General features: G+C 75.6%; 15 protein-coding genes. 6 read left to right on the top strand and 9 right to left on the bottom strand.

What is annotated here, in order from left to right; translation table 11 throughout:
* Positions 1–140: 140 nt before the first annotated feature.
* The 4 genes from ABT014_RS27740 to ABT014_RS27725 all read right to left on the bottom strand — a co-directional run bounded on the left by ABT014_RS27740 (position 141) and on the right by ABT014_RS27725 (position 2,847).
* Positions 141–1,289 (bottom strand): hypothetical protein, encoded by a 1,149-nt coding sequence (locus tag ABT014_RS27740; protein WP_350641933.1) that lies wholly within the window; start codon positions 1,287–1,289, stop codon positions 141–143.
* Complete coding sequence (locus ABT014_RS27735; RefSeq protein WP_350641932.1) at positions 1,286–1,615, bottom strand: hypothetical protein; 330 nt, start codon at positions 1,613–1,615, stop codon at positions 1,286–1,288. Before ABT014_RS27735 ends, ABT014_RS27740 begins: the two co-directional genes overlap by 4 nt.
* Before the next feature lie 322 nt (positions 1,616–1,937).
* Positions 1,938–2,555, bottom strand: coding sequence for a GTP-binding protein (locus tag ABT014_RS27730; RefSeq protein WP_350641931.1), 618 nt, complete (start codon positions 2,553–2,555; stop codon positions 1,938–1,940).
* A complete protein-coding gene (locus ABT014_RS27725; RefSeq protein WP_350641930.1) occupies positions 2,533–2,847 on the bottom strand; it encodes a DUF742 domain-containing protein in 315 nt (104 codons plus the stop codon). Before ABT014_RS27725 ends, ABT014_RS27730 begins: the two co-directional genes overlap by 23 nt.
* Positions 2,848–3,364: 517 nt before the next feature.
* On the opposite strand from ABT014_RS27725, the gene ABT014_RS27720 reads away from it, so the two are divergent.
* The 6 genes from ABT014_RS27720 to ABT014_RS27695 all read left to right on the top strand — a co-directional run bounded on the left by ABT014_RS27720 (position 3,365) and on the right by ABT014_RS27695 (position 12,290).
* A complete protein-coding gene (locus tag ABT014_RS27720) occupies positions 3,365–4,192 on the top strand; it encodes a chitosanase (protein WP_350641942.1) in 828 nt (275 codons plus the stop codon).
* Between the two features lie 675 nt (positions 4,193–4,867).
* Positions 4,868–6,058: a carbohydrate-binding protein gene (locus tag ABT014_RS27715; RefSeq protein ID WP_350641929.1), complete on the top strand. Its 1,191-nt coding sequence runs from the start codon at positions 4,868–4,870 to the stop codon at positions 6,056–6,058.
* Between the two features lie 35 nt (positions 6,059–6,093).
* On the top strand, positions 6,094–7,527 hold the full coding sequence (locus tag ABT014_RS27710; RefSeq protein WP_350641928.1) for a CBM35 domain-containing protein: 1,434 nt from the start codon (positions 6,094–6,096) through the stop codon (positions 7,525–7,527).
* 10 nt (positions 7,528–7,537) lie between these two features.
* Positions 7,538–9,196, top strand: coding sequence for a glycosyl hydrolase family 8 (locus ABT014_RS27705; protein ID WP_350641927.1), 1,659 nt, complete (start codon positions 7,538–7,540; stop codon positions 9,194–9,196).
* Positions 9,196–11,637, top strand: coding sequence for a PQQ-dependent sugar dehydrogenase (locus tag ABT014_RS27700; protein WP_350641926.1), 2,442 nt, complete (start codon positions 9,196–9,198; stop codon positions 11,635–11,637). Before ABT014_RS27705 ends, ABT014_RS27700 begins: the two co-directional genes overlap by 1 nt.
* 116 nt (positions 11,638–11,753) lie before the next feature.
* Entirely contained in the window at positions 11,754–12,290 is a 537-nt protein-coding gene (locus ABT014_RS27695) for a hypothetical protein (RefSeq protein WP_350641925.1), read from the top strand.
* Between the two features lie 11 nt (positions 12,291–12,301).
* Here ABT014_RS27695 and ABT014_RS27690 read toward each other — a convergent pair whose 3' ends face one another.
* The 5 genes from ABT014_RS27690 to ABT014_RS27670 are packed head-to-tail and all read right to left on the bottom strand — an operon-like array spanning position 12,302 to position 16,929.
* The gene (locus tag ABT014_RS27690; RefSeq protein WP_350641924.1) at positions 12,302–12,700 is read right to left on the bottom strand and encodes a nuclear transport factor 2 family protein; all 399 of its coding nucleotides are present in this window, start codon (positions 12,698–12,700) and stop codon (positions 12,302–12,304) included.
* Between the two features lie 38 nt (positions 12,701–12,738).
* Positions 12,739–13,587, bottom strand: coding sequence for an NAD-dependent epimerase/dehydratase family protein (locus tag ABT014_RS27685; protein WP_350641923.1), 849 nt, complete (start codon positions 13,585–13,587; stop codon positions 12,739–12,741).
* The gene (locus tag ABT014_RS27680) at positions 13,584–14,750 is read right to left on the bottom strand and encodes a hypothetical protein (protein ID WP_350641922.1); all 1,167 of its coding nucleotides are present in this window, start codon (positions 14,748–14,750) and stop codon (positions 13,584–13,586) included. The genes ABT014_RS27685 and ABT014_RS27680 overlap by 4 nt, the downstream gene beginning before the upstream one ends.
* Positions 14,747–16,006 (bottom strand): enolase C-terminal domain-like protein, encoded by a 1,260-nt coding sequence (locus tag ABT014_RS27675; protein ID WP_350641921.1) that lies wholly within the window; start codon positions 16,004–16,006, stop codon positions 14,747–14,749. Before ABT014_RS27675 ends, ABT014_RS27680 begins: the two co-directional genes overlap by 4 nt.
* On the bottom strand, positions 16,006–16,929 hold the full coding sequence (locus ABT014_RS27670; protein ID WP_350641920.1) for a 5-dehydro-4-deoxyglucarate dehydratase: 924 nt from the start codon (positions 16,927–16,929) through the stop codon (positions 16,006–16,008). The genes ABT014_RS27675 and ABT014_RS27670 overlap by 1 nt, the downstream gene beginning before the upstream one ends.
* Positions 16,930–16,955: the final 26 nt, after the last annotated feature.

Raw genomic sequence — 16,955 nt, 5'->3', positions numbered from 1 at the left:
CTGGCCGGCGGGCGGCCCCCCCCCCGCCGCGCCCCCCCCCCCGGCCCTTTTCGCGGCCCGGCCCCCCGCCCCCCGGGGGGGGCGGCCGGCGGGAGATCTCCCGCCGGCCGCCCCCGGTGCTGTCCGGCGCCGCCGGGTGGTCAGCGCGGGCAGTCCACCCGGATCTGGGCCGCCGCCAGGTGCGCGTACGTCTTCTGGCCCGACCCGGTGAAGTCCACGCCGCGGTTGTGGAGTTTGACGGTCAGGGTGCCGTCGCGGGGCGCGAACGAGCCGGCGTCGACCCAGCGTCCGCGGTTGCCGACCTGGTCCACGGTGAAGGAGCCCAGGTCACCGCCGGAGCCCGAGCCGACGGTGTAGTACGCGGGGGCGCCGCCGACCTGCTTGACCGAGGTGTTGGCCGGCACGTAGACGGTCACCGTGCAGCTGGCGGCCGCGGAGCCGACGTCGAAGGTCCACAGCGCGTAGTAGCTGGAGTCGTCCTTGTTCCGGTCGCCGGACATCGGGACGGCCGCGAACCGGCCGTCGCAGGAGTCGCCGGTCCAACCGCCGCTGCTCACGGTGTTCCACCCGCCGGCGCCCTCGTCGAACGAGCCGACCTCCTTGAACCGGCCGCCGGGCCCGTTGCACCCGTACCCGGCGACCGCCCGGTACGGGGCCGGGCCGGCCGGTGGCGGGGTGGCGGCCGGCGGCGCGGCGGGGGCGGTGGTGCGCGGAGCGGCGGTGGTCGGCACGGGCGTCGGGGAGGGTGACGCGGGGGAGGGACTCGCGGAGGGCGACGGAGCCGCGGAGGAGGCCTCCGGGGACGGCGACGCGTCCGACGGTGCGGCCGAGGCCGGCGGGTGCGGCCGGCCCCGGCTGCCCTCCGGGCCGGTGCCCTCCGGCCCCAGCGCGCTGCCGGCCGCCGCCGGGTCGGTGTCCGGTCCGGCCCCCGGCCGCAGGGACGGGGAGACGATCAGCAGGACGGTGCCGACCACCATGCAGCCGACCATGACGCCGCGCCGGACGTCCCAGAAGCCGGGCGCGGTCGACCGCTGACCGCCGTGCGCGGCCGCCGCCCGGCGCCCGAGCGACAGATGGGCGGGCCGGAGCCGGCCGGCCGCGTCCGCCGCCGAGCGGCGCACCGCGCCGCCGACCGTCGCGGCCCGCGAACTCACCTGCTGCCACGGGCCGAGGAGCCGGTCGCCGAGGCTCTGGCCGCGGTCGCCGGAGGTGCCCACCCAGGGCAGTTGCAACCCCTGGTCCCCGTCGGGGTGCTCGGGGCCGGGAAGGCTGTAGTGGGTGTCGGTCATCGGGTGGTCCGTTTCTGCGTCGGGGCTGCGTCGGGGACGCCCGGCGGGTGGGCGAGGAGGTGCGAGCCGGGTACCGGGGCCGGTCCGAAGAGTTGGAGCCGCACGCCGGTGCGCGAGGGGCTGGGCGTGGCGGTGGCGCGGGCCGCCTCGACGACCGCGTGCGCCGGGGTCGTCGAGGCGACCACGGTCACCGCGCCGGTCCGGGGCCCGCCGGGCCCGGCGGCGAACGAGGGCGGGCTCACGGCCAGGACGCCGGCGGCCGCCAGGCCCAGCGCGGCGGCGACCGGGACGAGGACGGCCGAGCGTCCCCGCGCGGGTGCGGTCATGGGGTCTTCCTCCACAGCTTCCTCCACGGATCCATCGGCGGTCGGGGCGGTCGGGCGGGTCCGAGTGGTGCGGTCGGGACGGTTCGCCCGGCCCGACCCCGGTGAGGTGGCCGGGACCTGAGCGCCGCCCGTCCGGCGGGTGAACCGCTGGACGGTGCACGGCCGTTCCTCCCATCGGGCCCGCTTCCCCGGGCGGGCCCCGGCCGTGCGGACAGCACGCGGGGCGCGCCTTCCCCTGTCTTCGGTGCGCTCCCGGGAAGGGCCATCGGACGGCACCACGTTCCGGTGGCCCTTTCGGTCGTCGCGGGCCCGCCCGGAGCGCTCACCGCGGCTGCCCGGCCCGGTCCAGGGCCCGGTTCAGCACCGCCAGCAGGGCGTCCCGGACGGAGAGCCGGTCCCTGGCGTCGAAGGAGAGCACCGGGACGCCGTCCGCGACCGCCAGCGCCCGGCGGATCTCCTCGGGGGCGTGCGGCTGCCGGCCGCCGAAGCGGTTGACCCCGACCACGTAGGGCAGGCCGGCCCGCTCCAGGTGGTCGACGGCGGGGTAGCCGTCGATCAGCCGGTCCCGGTCGACGACGACCAGCGCGCCGAGCGCGCCGAGCACCAGGTCGTCCCAGAGGAAGCCGGAGCGGTCCTGGCCGGGCGTGCCGAAGAGGTAGAGCTTGAGGGTGCCGTCCAGGGTGACCGAGCCGAAGTCCATCGCGACGGTGGCCGCGCCCGGCCCGGGTGGGCGTCCGGCGCCGTCCACGCCGGCCGCCAGCGTGGTCATCACCGCCTCGGTGGTCAGCGGGGTGGAGTCGGAGATGCTGGCCACCGCCGTGCTCTTGCCGGCGCCGGGGCCGCCGGCGATGACGATCTTGACCGGCAGGGGCAGGGGCAGGGGCAGGGGCGGGCGCGGGGCGGCGGCCGGGCGGGTCTCAGGAGAGGGCGCGAAGGCCATGGATGACCCTCCGGAGCGTGGGGACGTCCCGGGCGGCGTCGAACGAGGGCGGGTGGGCCGTGACGTGTCCGCTGGTGGACAGGTCGCCGACCAGGACCCGGGCCACGTTCGGCCGCAGGCCCAGCCGGGCGGCGATCTCCGCGACCGACACGGCGTCCCGGCAGAGCGTCACGATGCCCCGGTGCTCGAAGGCCCAGGAGCCGCACTCGGCGAGTCCCCGGTCGGTCGCCACCACCTGGCTCTCGATCGCGAGGGCGGCCGGGGTCCGTGGACGAGCCGCGGGGTCGGACATCTTCGGGGCACCGTTTTCCTGTGACTGTCGTGCGGTGACTGGCTTCCGGGTGGGTGGCGGGGCGGGGGTTCGTCCGGTTCTACGGCCCCGCTCCGCCGGCGGGTTCACCCGGCGGGCGCTGCGGTGAACCGGGTGCGCGCCGGGTGCCGTTCCACCAGCGGTGGCCGCGCCACGGCCGCGCGGAGTCTCCCGAACTACGGAGTGCTGCATGCAGCGAGAGCAGAACCGGCCCGTCCTGCGGCTCAAGCCGCGCGTGATCCGGGCGGTGCTGATCGCCGGGGCCGCCTCGGCGGTGGTCGCCACGGTCGCCGCCACCGGCGGTTCGGGACCGGGCACGGCCGGCCCCGCGCCGACCGTCGCCGCGCCCGGCGCGCGCACGCCCGCGGCGGGTGCCACGCCCTCGCCCTCCGCCCCGGCGGCCACCGCCGAGGCGCCCGGCGCCCCGGGCGATCCGTCCCCGGACGGTGCGGACGCCTCCTCGGGCACCCCCGGCCCGCCCGGCGCGACCCCGGTGACGGTGCGCGACGACGCCGCACCGGCCGCCGCCGGCCCGACGCCCGGGCCGGGCCGGACGACCGCGCCGGCCACGCCCGGCAGCACCCCGTCGAAGCCCTCCCCGCCCGCCGCCGGCGGCAGCGACCTGAGCAGCCCCCATCTCAAGGACATCGCCCAGCAGTTGGTCTCCAGTGCGGAGAACTCCTCGCTCGACTGGCGCGCACAGTACGGCTACATCGAGGACATCAAGGACGGCCGCGGCTACACCGGCGGCCTGATCGGCTTCACCTCCGGCACCCACGACATGCTCGAACTGGTGCGCCACTACCGGGACCTGAAGCCGGACAACCCGCTGGTGCGGTACCTGCCCGCGCTGGTCGCCGTGGACGGCTCCGCCTCGCACCAGGGCCTCGACCCGACGTTCACCGCGGACTGGGCGAAGGCCGCCCAGGACCCGGCCTTCCGGCGCGCGCAGGACGACGAGCGGGACCGCTCCTACTTCGACCCCGCGGTGCGCCAGGCCAAGGCGGACGGGCTGCGCGCGCTCGGCCAGTTCATCTACTACGACGCCATCGTGATGCACGGGCCCGGGAACGACCCGGTGAGCTTCGGCGGGATCCGCGCGGCGGCGATGCGCAAGGCCAGGACCCCGGCGCAGGGCGGCGACGAGAGCGCGTACCTGACCGCGTTCCTGGACGCCCGCCGGGCGGCCATGCTGACCGAGCGGGCGCACCGCGACACCAGCCGGGTCGACACCGAGCAGCGCTGGTTCCTGCAGGCCGGCAACCTCGACCTCGCTGCGCCGCTGCGCTGGCGGGTGCACGGTGACACGTACCTGATCAACGGCTGAACCGCCGGACCCGGCACGCTCGTTGACCACGGTGGCGGGCCGCGGACGGCGGCCTGTGATCGAACGGGTACGGAGGCGACGGGATGAGCGGCGGACCAGGGGGCGGACGAGGCGCCGGCCGACCTCGCCGGGGGCGCTCGGCCGCGCTGGCGCTGGGGGCCGCCCTGCTCGGGCTGCTGGCGCTGCATCAGGTGCTCGACCGCGCGGCCCAGGCGCCCGCGGGCCTCAGCGTGCCGGCCCCGGCGGCTCCGGCGACACCGGCGGCGGCCGTGGCACCGGCATCCGGCCAATAATTCGGAAACTTTCCTAACCATACATATTGACCGTGCCCGCTCAGGCGTCGATTCTGTACGTTACTCAGGCCACTCCTCCCCGAGGAGCCCCGGCCGAGCACTGCGCACTCCTGAACCCCCCCGGCAGGAAGGCAAGGTCACGGCAGATGAACGCCACCCCCGCACACCCCGGGCCCGCCCCCGGCACCGCCCGCCGCCGTGCACCGGGCGGCGGCACCACCGCGACCCCCCTGCCGCCGCGACCACCGCGCGGCCCCCGCTGACGCGCTGAGCACCCGTCACCCCGACCGCCCCGACCCGCCCCCACGGCAGGGCCGGGGTGTCGCCCCGCCCTGCCCTGCCGGACCCCCGCCGGCAGCCCCGCAGACCCCGAGGAGCGCCCATGCCCCGACCCTCGCGCAGAAAGCTGCTCGCCGCCGCACTCGGCACCGCCGCCGCGGCCGCCCTCCCCGCCCCCGCCTTCGCCGCCGGCAGCAGCCTGGCGGTCTCCAGCTGGAAGCTGCGCTGGGCACCCGACCCGGCCACCGACGGCCTCGCCGCCTTCGAGACGGTCGAGGACGACCGGGCCGGCTCGCACCCCGCCGGCCACCCGCACATCCTCCCGCAGGGCGACGCCTACCGCTGGAACATGCACCTCGTCGACCGGGACACCACGACCGACCGGCAGCGCCAGGAGGTCACCGGCATGCGCAGCCCGGCGGGCGGCCCCGCGCTGGAGTGGCTGCCGGGGCAGAGCTGGCGGGTCACCTACGCCATGTTCATCCCCTCCTCGCTGCGCGCCACCACCACCTGGTCCGACGTGCTGCAGCTCAAGCAGCCCGGCACCGGCACCCTGCCGATCCTCGTGCAGGGCCTGCGCCGGGCCGGCGGCGCGCAGACCATCGAGCTGACCATGCCGATCGCCGGCCTGCACATCGGCGACACCGGCCTCGACCCGCTGCACGACACCTGGGTGGACGTGGACCTCCGGATCACGGTCGGCGACCGGACCTCGGGCTCGGTCCGCTGGGTGCTGCGCCGGGCCGGGGCCACGGTGATCGACGTCAGCAGGTCCGGCGTGGACACCTTCCTGGCCGACCGGGTCCGGCCCAAGTGGGGCATCTACCGCTCCCTGAACGACACTTCGGGCTCGCTGCGGGACTGCTACCTGCTCACCCGGGACATGCGCGGCTACCAGCTGGTGAGCGGATCGTCCGGGGTGTACCAGGCCGAGGAGGCCCGGATCTCGCAGGGCACCGTGGAGACCGAGCATCCGGGATACAGCGGCTCCGGCTACGTCAACCTGGCGAACACCGAAGGCAGCTACCTGGAGTGGACGGTGCAGGCCGGCGCCGCCTCGGGCGCCGCGCTGGACCTTCGGCACGCCAACGGGAGCCCGGCCGCCCGCCCGATGGACATCTCCGTCAACGGCGCCGTGGTGGGCGCCGGCCGGCCCTTCGCGCCCACCGGCGGCTGGGACACCTGGGCCACCACCTCCCTCCCGATCACGCTGCGGGCGGGCACCAACACCATCCGGGCCACCGCCACCACCGCCGCCGGCGGCCCGAACCTCGACAGGATCACCGTCCGCTGACGCCCCCGCGCCAGCCGATCCCGGAAGCGAGCGCCATGACCCCCACCCCCACCCCCTCCGCGCCACGATCACGCCGTGCCGCCCTCGCGGCGACCCTCGGCGCGGCCGGGCTGCTGCTGGCCCCGGCCGTCCCGGCCTCGGCAACTCCCGCCGCCGACAGCCAGGTTGTCACCGCGGCCGGCGCCACCGCCCGGTACGAGGCGGAGAGTGCCACGCTGTCCGCCGCGGCCACCGCGAGCAACCACACCGGCTTCTCCGGCGGCGGCTTCGTCGACTACACCAACGCCCCCGGCGGGTACGTCCAGTGGTCGGTCGACGCGGCCGCCGCCGGGACCGCCACCCTCACCCTGCGCTACGCCAACGGCACGTCCGCCGACCGGCCGATGGACATCTCGGTCAACGGCGCCGTGGTGGCGGCCGCCCGCTCCTTCCCCGCCACCGGGTCCTGGGACACCTGGGCCTCCGCCACCCTCACCGTGCCGCTGAAGGCCGGTGCGAACACCGTCCGGGCGACCGGCACCGGCGCCGGCGGCGGCCCCAACACCGACTACCTGGAGGTCACTTCGCAGGCCGCCGGCGGCCCCGGTGCGATGGCCGCGGCGCCGTACGAGTACCTGGGCTGGGGCAGCCCGCAGAAGCCGACCGACGTGATGGCGGCCACCGGCGTGAAGTGGTTCACGCTGGCCTTCGTCCTCTCCGACGGCTCCTGCAACCCGAAGTGGGACGGCAGCCGCGCCCTGACCGGCGGCTCCGACGAGGCCGCGATCAAGTCCATCCGGGCGGCCGGCGGCGACGTGGTGGTCTCGGTCGGCGGCTGGAGCGGCAACAAGCTGGGCGAGAAGTGCACCAGCGCCGCCGCGCTGGCCGGCGCCTACCAGAAGGTGATCGACGCCTACCACCTCAAGGCGCTGGACATCGACATCGAGGACACCGAGTTCTCCAACGCCACCGTCCGCCAGCGGGTGGTGGACGCGCTGAAGACGGTGAAGGCCGCCAACCCCGGGCTCGTCACCTACGTGACCATGGGCACCACCCCGACCGGTCCGGACGCCACCGGCAAGGACCTGATCAAGCGCGGCGCCGCGGCCGGCCTCCCGAACGACGGCTGGGTGGTGATGCCGTTCGACTTCGGCGGCCACAGCGGCTCGATGGGCCAGGCCACGGTCGGCGCGCTGGAGGGCCTCAAGGCGGCGGTGAAGAGCGCCTACGGCTACACCGACGACGCCGCCTACCGCCACATCGGCGTCTCGTCCATGAACGGCAGGACCGACGAGGCCGGCGAGGCCGTCACCACCGGCGACTTCCGGACCATCCTCGGCTACGCCCAGCAGCACCACATCGCCCGGTACTCGTTCTGGTCGGTCAACCGCGACCGTGCCTGCGGCTCCGGCACCGACGCGGACGCCTGCAGCGGCGTCGCGCAGTCCCCGTACGACTTCACCAAGATCGTCGTCCAGTACCAGGGCTGAGGAGCTCCCGATGAACCGTACGCACAGAACGGGCTGCACCCTGCTCGCCGCAGCGGGCCTGCTGGTCGGCGTGGTCGCGGTGCCCGCCGCGAACGCCGCGAACGCCGCGAACGCCGCGTCCGTCCGGTACGAGGCCGAGGACGCCCGGATCTCGCTCGGCGTGGTGGAGTCCAACCACGCCGGCTACTCGGGCACCGGCTTCGTCAACGGCGACAACGTGACGGGCGGCTACGTGGAGTTCACGGTGAACGCCACCGGCGCCGGCAGCGCCTCGCTGGCGCTGCGCTACGCCAACGGCACCACCACCGACCGCCCGGCCACCGTGACCGTCAACGGGACGCCGGTGGCGACCGGCCGCTCCTTCCCCGGCACCGGCTCCTGGGACACCTGGGCCACCGCCACCCTCACCGCGCCGCTGACCGCCGGGGCCAACCTGGTCCGGGTGACCGCCACCACCGCCGGCGGCCTGCCCAACCTGGACCGCCTGGACGCCGACTCCGGCGGCACCACGCCCGGCGGCCCCGCCGTCCCGTTCGGCAGCCACCGCTTCCCGTACACGGCCGGGACCCTGAAGCCGTCCGGGGCGCAGGCCGACCTGGACCAGAAGGTGATCAGCACCTACAACGCCTGGAAGGCCGCCTTCCTCAAGCAGAACTGCGGCAACGGCTGGTACGAGGTCCTCTCGCCGGACGCCGACCACCCGTACGTCGCCGAGGGCCAGGGCTACGGCATGGTGATCACCGCCCTGATGGCCGGCGCCGACAGCAACGCCAGGACGGCCTTCGACGGCCTGGTGAAGTACATGCTGGCGCACAGGTCGGTCAACAACGCCAACCTGCTGGCCGCCGAGCAGGACGCCTCCTGCAAGAGCGTCGACGGCTCCGACTCGGCCACCGACGGCGACCTCGACGTCGCCTACGGGCTGCTGCTCGCCGACAAGCAGTGGGGCAGCGCCGGGACGTACGACTACAAGGACCTGGCCGTCAAGCACATCAACGCGATCAAGGCCTCCGAGGTCAACCCGACCACCCACCTGACCCGGCTCGGCGACTGGTCCGACTCCGGCGACTCCTACTACTGGACCACCCGCTCCTCGGACTGGATGATCGACCACTTCCGGGCCTTCAGGGCGGCCACCGGGGACAGCGCCTGGGACACCATCAGGACCGCGCACCAGAGCCTGATCACCTCCCAGCAGGGCAAGTACGCCGCCACCACCGGCCTGCTCGCCGACTTCGTGGTCAACACCAACACCACCCCCAAGCCGGCCGCCGGCCAGGTGCTGGAGAGCCCCAACGACGGCGACTTCGGCTGGAACGCCTGCCGTGACCCGTGGCGGATCGGCGCCGACGCCGTGACCAGCGGCGACCCGGCCTCGCTGGCCTCCGCCCGGAAGATCAACTCCTGGATCAAGGGCAAGACCGGCGGCAACGCGGGCAGCGTCGTCACCGGCTACAAGCTGAACGGCACCGCCTTCGACAGCGGCCACGACATGGCGTTCACCGCGCCGTTCGTGGTCACCGCGATGACCGACCCCGGCTCGCAGGCCTGGCTCGACGCCCTGTGGAGCAAGCTCGCCGCCACCGCGATCGACCCCGCGCTCTACTACGGCGGCAGCGTCCAGCTCCAGTCCATGATCGTCGCCTCCGGAAACTACTGGGTGCCCTGATGACCGACCGACAGCAGTACGGCCGGGCCGCCGGCGTCGCGCTGGCCGCCACCGGCCTGGTGCTCGCGGCGCTCGCCGCTCCGCCCGCGGCCTCCGCCGCCGCCACCCGCTACGAGGCCGAGAGCGCCACCGTCACCCTGGGGGCGGTGGAGTCCAACCACACCGGCCACTCCGGCACCGGGTTCGTCAACGGCGACAACGTGGTCGGCAGTTCGGTGGAGTTCACGGTGAACGCCACCGGCGCCGGCACCGCAGTGATCGGCATCCGCTACGCCAACGGCACCGCCCTGGACCGCCCGGGCGACGTCACGGTCAACGGCGCCGTGGTCGCCGCCGCCCGCTCCTTCCCCTCCACCGGCACCTGGGACGACTGGACCACCGCCACGGTGACCGCCCCGGTCGGCGCCGGCACCAACCGGATCGAGCTGACCTCGACCAGCGCGAACGGCCTGCCCAACCTGGACTACCTGGACGTCGACGTCACCGCGCCGACCACCGACTACCAGGCCGAGGACGCCGTGCTGGCGCAGGCCGCGGTCGCCACCAACCACACCGGCTTCACCGGCACCGGCTTCGTCGACTACACCAACGCCGCAGGGGGCTCGGTGGAGTTCACGGTCGGCGCGGCCACCGCCGGGAGCACCGCGCTGGTGTTCCGGTATGCCAACGCGGGCACCGCCGACCGGCCGCTCGACATCGCGGTCAACGGCACGGTGGTGGCCGCCGGGGTGTCCTTCCCGCCCACCGCCGACTGGAACACCTGGGCCACCAAGACCGTCAACGTCGACCTGGCCGCCGGCACCAACCGGATCCGCGCCACCGCCACCGGCCCCGACGGCGGACCCAACCTGGACCGGCTCCGGGTCGGCGCAGGCGCCGACACCACCCCGCCCAGCCGCCCCGGCACCCCCGCCTGCTCGGCGATCGGGCCGAACGGCCTCACCCTCGCCTGGGGCGCCGCCACCGACAACGTCGGCGTCAGCGCCTACGACATCTACGAGCACGGCAACAAGCTCGCCGAGGCACCGGGGGACACCACCACCCGGCAGCTCACCGGGCTGTCGCCCGCCACCACCTACAACCTCACCGTGATCGCCCGCGACGCCGCGGGCAACGCCTCACCGGCCAGCGTGGCGATCGACTGCACCACCGCGCCGAGCACCGACCCGCTGCCCGGCAGGCCCGGCACGCCGACCGTCTCGGCCGTCACCTCCACCGGCGCCACCCTCAAGTGGGGGGCGTCCACGGACGACAAGGGCGTGGTGGCGTACGAGATCCGCAGCGGCAGCGCGGTGCTCGGGACCGTGACCGGCACCCCGCCGGCCACCTCGGCCGCCGTCACCGGCCTGGCCTGCGACGCCCCGTTCACCCTGACCGTGGTCGCCAAGGACACCGCCGGCGGCTACTCGCCCCCCTCCGCCCCGGTCTCCTTCACCACCGGTGCCTGCACCGCCGACGGCGGCGTGCCCGGCTCGCCCGCCACCCTCTCCGGCGGCTGGACGGTGCCCTGGGGCGTCTACTGGATGCCCGACGGCAAGAGCGCCCTGGTCACCGAACGGGACAGCTTCAAGGTCTACACCCTCACCACCGGCGGGACGAAGACCCAGGTCGGCACCGTGCCCAACGCGGTGACCACCGACGGCGAGGGCGGCCTGCTGGGCGTGGCGGTCGACCCGAACTGGTCGACCGACCACTACGTGTACTTCATGCACACCGCCTCCGAGGGCAACCGGATCGTCCGGATGACCTTCAACGGCAGCTCCCTCACCGGGTACACCGTGCTGCTCCAGGGCATCCAGAAGAACCGCTACCACAACGGCGGCCGGCTGCTGTTCGGCCCCGACGGCTACCTGTACGCCTCCACCGGCGACGCCCAGACCTCCAACCAGGCCCAGGACAAGAACTCGCTCAACGGCAAGATCCTGCGGCTCACCACCGACGGGAAGCCGGCCCCCGGCAACCCGTTCGGCAACTACGTCTACAGCTACGGTCACCGCAACCCGCAGGGCCTGGCCTTCGACCGCAACGGCCGGCTCTGGGAGGCCGAGTTCGGCGACTCCAAGCGGGACGAGCTCAACCTGATCAAGCCCGGCGCCAACTACGGCTGGCCGGTCTGCGAGGGCACCTGCAGCACCGCCGGGATGACCAACCCCAAGGCCAGCTGGCCGGTCAACGAGGCCTCCCCGAGCGGCATCGCGATCGTCCGCAACGTGGTGTACATGGCCGCGCTGCGCGGCGAGCGGATGTGGCGGATCCCGATCAGCGGGGACACCGAGAACGTCGGTACGCCCACCTCGTACTACGTCGGCACCTACGGACGCCTGCGCACGGTCAGCAAGGTCCCCGGGCAGGACCAGCTCTGGCTGACCACCACCAACGCCGACAACAACGGCGGCGCGGCCGACGGCGCGGACAAGATCTTCAAGATCACCATCGGCTGAGGCCGGCCGGTCCGGCAGGTCCGGCAGGTGGCCGGGCGGGTGAACCCCCGCCCGGCCACCGGCCGTACCTGGGAGGAGGAGTCCGGAACGGCCGGACCGGCCCGCGGGAGTGACCGATGCCGAAGTACCGAGGCGCCCACCGGATCACGGTGACCGGCGCGCAGTCCGAGTGGCCGCAGCGGGCCGTGGTGACCGTCCGCGGCGGGCGCACCGTCGTGGTGCCGGGGGTGACCGGCGCCAGCGAGCTGATCGACGCCGAGGACTGGGACCTCGCCGTGGAGCACGAGTACCGCGGTGTCTGGCAGCCCAGCATCCGGGCCGTGGTGGGGCGTTGGGAGGACCGGGGCGGCGCCCCGAGCCAGCTGGTCCGCTGCACCGACCGGGACGGGACGGGCAACCCCGGCGGCCGCAGCCTGGTGCTGCGGATCGACCGCGAGGACCCGCGCCCGCCGGCCGCCCCCGAGCCGGCCACCGCCCTCCGCCGGGCCACCACCGAATCCGCCGCGCGGGGACGGACCCCGGGCCCCTCCGCCGCCCGCACCACCAGCTCGGACCCCGGCCTCCCGACCGTCCCGACCTCCACCGGCTCCACCGGATCTGCGGGCTTCACGGGGTCGGGCACCTCCACCACCTCGTCCTCCGGCGGCTGGTAGGTCCTCGGCGGTCAGGGCCGGTCGTACCAGGCGAAGGCGGAGATCCGCCAGCCCTCCGGGGTGCGGACGAACTGGATGGTCTTGGTGCCGCCGCCCTCGAACGGCTCGCCGTCCAGCACCCCGGACTTGCGGTACTCACCGACCCGGCAGGCGATGTCACCGGTCAGCTCGGTGCGTTCGGAGGTCTCCCACTCCGAGAACTCGGTCAGCCGCCCGTCCGCCAGCAGCTTCTCGCGCGGCTCCACGAACCCGTCGACGGTGTACACCGTGAACTCCGGGCCGGTCTTGACGATCACTCCGCCCGGCAGCACCAGCCGCCGGATCCGGGCGACGTCGGCCGCCTTGCCGCCCCGGTTGTCGAAGGCGCCGAAGAACTCGGCGGTGAGCGCGTCGATCTCGAGCTTGGACATGCCGGGACAGTAACACCGGCCCGGCCCCGCGACGAGGGCTACCGGCGGGGCGGTTCCAGCTCGGTGAAGTGGCCGCCGACCAGCCGGGCGTCCGCCCCGTCCGGGTCCAGCGGGCCGTGTTCGGCCAGCAGGGCCTCGGCGAAGGCCTCCGCGTCGTCCTGCGGGTGGTAGCCCAGCGCCCGGGCCGGGGCCAGGTCCCACCAGGCGCGGGTGTTGGCGCTGATCCCGTAGACGACGGTGTGCCCGACGGCGGGTGCGGTGAGGGCGGCGTCCACCAGCCGGGCGCAGTCGTCGGGGCTGAGCCAGGTGGCGAGCATCCGCACCGTCCGGGGCTCGGCGAAGCAGGAGCCGATCCGCAACGACACCGTCTCCACGCCGTACTTGTCGGCGTAGAGCGAGGCCATGCCCTCCCCGAAGGCCTTGGACAGGCCGTAGTAGGTGTCCGGCCGGGGCGGTACCTCGGCGCCGAGCGGTTCGCCGCCGGCGGGGCGCGGGGCGAAGCCGACGGCGTGGTTGCTGCTGGCGAACACCACCCGGCGCACCCCTTCCAGCCTGACGGCCTCGTAGAGGTGGTGCAGGCCGCGGATGTTGGCGTCCAGCACGGTGTCGAAGGCGTCCTCGACGGCGATCCCGCCGAGGTGCACCACGGCGTCGACGCCGCGCACCGCGGCCCGGACGGCGGTCGGGTCGCGCAGGTCGCACCGCAGCGCGTCCGGCGCACCCTCGACCGGGCGCAGGTCGGCCGGGCGCACGCGGTACCCGTACCCGGGCAGCCGCTCGCGCAGGAAGGTGCCGACGCCGCCCGCCGCGCCGGTGAGCAGCACGGTCCGGGGCGCCCCGGTGGCGGTCGGTACGGTGGCGGTCGGTACGGCGTGCGGGGTGGTCATCGGTGTCCTCCCGGGCCCGGTTCGGTGTCGCGGAACTCCCGTGCCAGCTCGGCCAGCAGCGGCTGCCACGGGGCCGGCACCAGCCCGAGGTGGTACAGGCTGAGCCGGCTCGCCCCGGCGGCGCGCAGCCGCCGCACGTGCGCGGGCAGCAGCGCCGGGTCGGCCGGCGGCAGCAGGGTCACGTAGGCGTCGACCGGCCGGCCGTGCGCGGCGGCGCGCCGCACCAGCGCGGCGCTGTCGGCGCCGGTGGGCCAGCAGGGCACCAGCAGCGCGTCCACCTCGGCCGGGGCCTGCGGGGTCAGGCCGGGGGACGGGCCGGTGGCCCACGGGTCGGGGTGGGCGTGCAGGGTGACGGCGGCGCCGGGGAGTTCGGCCCGGGCGGCGGCGACGGCGGCCCGGCGGAGCGCGTCGGCGGCACGGTGGCGCACCGCCAGCACGGTGGCGGCGGCCTCCTCGGGCAGCGGCGGTCCGCCGTCCGCGGCGCGGCGCAGCCACCCGGTGACGGCGGCGGGGTCGAGGCCGGCGGCCCGCCAGCCCTCCCGGCAGCCCGCGCAGCAGCAGACCGACAGTGCCCGCAGCGCCGCCGGCCCGTACGCGCCGTCGGTCTTCTCGTGGCAGCCGGCGTGCGCGGCGCCGAGCTGGCCGGCGGATTCCAGCGAGACCCCGCGCACCGCGCCGGCCGGCAGCCCGCGCAGCGCCTCCGCGGTCAGCGTCGCGCAGTGCTCGCGGACCTCGGGCCGGGCCGGGCAGAGCGCGTGCGGGTAGGGCTCGCCGAAGCAGTTGGTGACCGCGAGGTCGGGGTGCAGCCGGCCGAGCCGGCTGTTGTGGGCGAGCACCACCCAGGCCTCGACCGGGATGCCGGCCCCGGCGAGGGCGGCGACGGCGGCGCCCGCCGGGTCGGGCCCGGTGGTCCAGTCGGGGCCGAGCGGTGCCAGCCGGCGGCCCCGCCAGGCCTGCGGCCGCAGCGGGCGGTAGAGCGCGGCGTGCCGGGCGTCCACGAAGCGGTGCCGCGGGTGCTGCGGGGTGGCGGCCCGGGTCGAGTGGTAGGTGACGGCGAGGGTCACCGCGTCCAGGCCGGCGGCGTGCACCCGGTCGGGCAGGGCCGGGTCGCCGAGCACGTCCCAGGGGAAGGCGTGCGCGGAGACCGGCGGGACGGCGCTCACCAGCGGGCCTGCCGGGCGGAGAACCCTGGTTCGAACTGCCGCCGGTAGGCGGTGTCGTCGCGCTCCCGGATGCCGCAGCGCAGGTAGTTCTCGTGCAGCCGGGCCAGCGCGTCGGGGTCGAGCCGCACCCCGAGGCCGGGGCCGTCGGGCACCCGGACGGCGCCGCCGCTGATCGTGAGCGGGTCGGCGAGCACGTCCTGGCCGTCCTGCCAGGGCGTGTGGGTGTCGGCGGCGTAGGTCGGTTCGGGCAGCGCCGCGCCCAGGTGGGTCATCGCCGCGAGGCTGATGCCGAGGTGGCTGTTGGAGTGCATGGAGACCCCGACGCCCCAGATCCGGCAGATGGCCGCGAGCTCGACCGAGCGCCGCAGCCCGCCCCAGTAGTGGTGGTCGCCGAGCACCACCCCGACCGCGCGCCGGCCGAGGCCCTCCGGGAGGTCGTCGGGGCCGACCACGCACATGTTGGTGGCCAGCGGCATCGGCGCCCGGGCCGCCACCTCGGCCATGCCGGCGATGCCCGGGGTGGGGTCCTCCAGGTACTCCAGCAGCCCCTCGGTGGCGGCGGCGACCCGCAGCGAGGTCGCCACCGTCCAGGCGGCGTTCGGGTCCAGCCGCAGCGGGTGGCCGGGGAAGGCGGCGCGCAGCGCCCGGACGGTCTCCACCTCCCGGTCGGGCGGCAGCACCCCGCCCTTGAGCTTGAGCGAGCCGAAGCCGTACCGGTCGACCAGCTTGCGGGCCTGGTCGACGATGCCCTCGGCGTCCAGCGCCTGCGGGTAGCGGTCCTCGCCGGCCTGCCCGGGGTGGCGGGCCCACTTGTGGAACAGGTACCCGGCGTACGGCACCCGGTCGCGGACGGCGCCGCCGAGCAGGTCCACCACCGGCCGCCCGGTCAGCTGCCCCTGGAGGTCGAGGCAGGCCACCTCGAACGGGCTGTGCACCCGCAGCGCGGTCCGGCGCGGGGAGGAGACGCCGGTGAGCCCGTGCCGGTCCGGGGCGTCGGCGCCGCCGAGCACCGTCTGGACCCGGCGCAGCAGGCCGTTGGTGTCGAACGGGTCGAGCCCGGCCAGCGCGGCGGCCGCGGCCTCCAGCAGCCGCAGGTGGGGCGCGTCGCCGTAGCTCTCGCCGAGGCCGACCAGGCCGTCCTCGCCGTGCAGTTGGACGATCGCCCGCAGCGCCCACGGCTGGTGCGTCCCGGCGGCGGTGAGCAGCGGCGGGTCGGCGAACGCGACCGGGGTGACCACCGCCGCGCGGATCCGCATCAGGCCCCCGCGGCGGCGAGCGCGGCCCGTCCGCGGGCGATGATCCGCTCCAACTGCCGGACGTGCTCGGGGGAGGCGTCCACCAGCGGCGGCCGGACCGGGCCGAGGTCGAGGCCGGCGAGTCGGGCCCCGGCCTTGACCAGCGCGACCGCGTACCCGGGGACCTGGTCGCGCAGCGCGGCGAACGGCAGGTAGAACTCGGCCAGCAGCAGCTGCGCGGTCCGCCGGTCTCCGCCCTCCACGGCCCGGTGGAAGGCGGTCGCGATGTCCGGGGCGAAGCAGAGCACCGCGGAGGAGTAGCCGGGCACCCCGATCGCCCGGTAGGCCTGCGCCGAGAGTTCGGCGGTGGGCAGCCCGTTGAGGAAGCCGAAGCCGGCCGCCCGCGGGTGCCCGCTGGTGCGGACGGCGGTGACCAGCCGCAGCATCGCGTCCAGTTGGCCGCGGCCGTCCTTGATGCCGGTCACCGTCGGCAGGTCGAGCAGGGCGAGCGTGGCCGCCTCGTCCAGCACGGCGTTGGCCCGCTGGTAGACGATCAGCGGCAGCTCGGTGGCGGCCGCCACGTACCGGATGTGCCCGACCAGCCCGGCAGGGGTGGAGGCGACCAGGTACGGGGGGAGCAGCAGCAGGCCGTCGGCGCCGCAGTCGGCGGCGGCGAGCGCGAACTCGCGGGCCAGGCGCGGGCCGCCGCCGCAGCCGGCGACCACCGGCAGCCGGCCGCCGGCGACCCGGACGGCGGTGGCGATCAGCCGGCGGTGCTCGTCCCGGCCGAGGGCGGTGAACTCGCCGGTGCCGCAGGCGACGAACAGGGCGGCCGGCCCGGCGGCGATCTGCCGTTCCAGGTGTTCGGCGAACACCCCCAGGTCGATCCGGTCCTCGGCGTCGAACGGGGTCAGCGGAAACGACAGCAGCCCTTGCAGGTGCACGGGGTCCCCTCGCGGATCGTGGCTGT

It is taken from the genome of Kitasatospora sp. NPDC094015, assembly GCF_040304075.1.
Classification (GTDB): domain Bacteria; phylum Actinomycetota; class Actinomycetes; order Streptomycetales; family Streptomycetaceae; genus Kitasatospora.
This window is presented reverse-complemented; position numbering and strand designations above follow the sequence as displayed.

Coding starts and splice junctions, on each gene's coding strand:
- ABT014_RS27740 (WP_350641933.1), bottom strand. CDS start 1,289: ATGACCGACACCCACTACAGCCTTCCCGGCCCCGAGCACCCCGACGGG.
- ABT014_RS27735 (WP_350641932.1), bottom strand. CDS start 1,615: ATGACCGCACCCGCGCGGGGACGCTCGGCCGTCCTCGTCCCGGTCGCC.
- ABT014_RS27730 (WP_350641931.1), bottom strand. CDS start 2,555: ATGGCCTTCGCGCCCTCTCCTGAGACCCGCCCGGCCGCCGCCCCGCGC.
- ABT014_RS27725 (WP_350641930.1), bottom strand. CDS start 2,847: ATGTCCGACCCCGCGGCTCGTCCACGGACCCCGGCCGCCCTCGCGATC.
- ABT014_RS27715 (WP_350641929.1), top strand. CDS start 4,868: ATGCCCCGACCCTCGCGCAGAAAGCTGCTCGCCGCCGCACTCGGCACC.
- ABT014_RS27710 (WP_350641928.1), top strand. CDS start 6,094: ATGACCCCCACCCCCACCCCCTCCGCGCCACGATCACGCCGTGCCGCC.
- ABT014_RS27705 (WP_350641927.1), top strand. CDS start 7,538: ATGAACCGTACGCACAGAACGGGCTGCACCCTGCTCGCCGCAGCGGGC.
- ABT014_RS27700 (WP_350641926.1), top strand. CDS start 9,196: ATGACCGACCGACAGCAGTACGGCCGGGCCGCCGGCGTCGCGCTGGCC.
- ABT014_RS27695 (WP_350641925.1), top strand. CDS start 11,754: ATGCCGAAGTACCGAGGCGCCCACCGGATCACGGTGACCGGCGCGCAG.
- ABT014_RS27690 (WP_350641924.1), bottom strand. CDS start 12,700: ATGTCCAAGCTCGAGATCGACGCGCTCACCGCCGAGTTCTTCGGCGCC.
- ABT014_RS27685 (WP_350641923.1), bottom strand. CDS start 13,587: ATGACCACCCCGCACGCCGTACCGACCGCCACCGTACCGACCGCCACC.
- ABT014_RS27675 (WP_350641921.1), bottom strand. CDS start 16,006: ATGCGGATCCGCGCGGCGGTGGTCACCCCGGTCGCGTTCGCCGACCCG.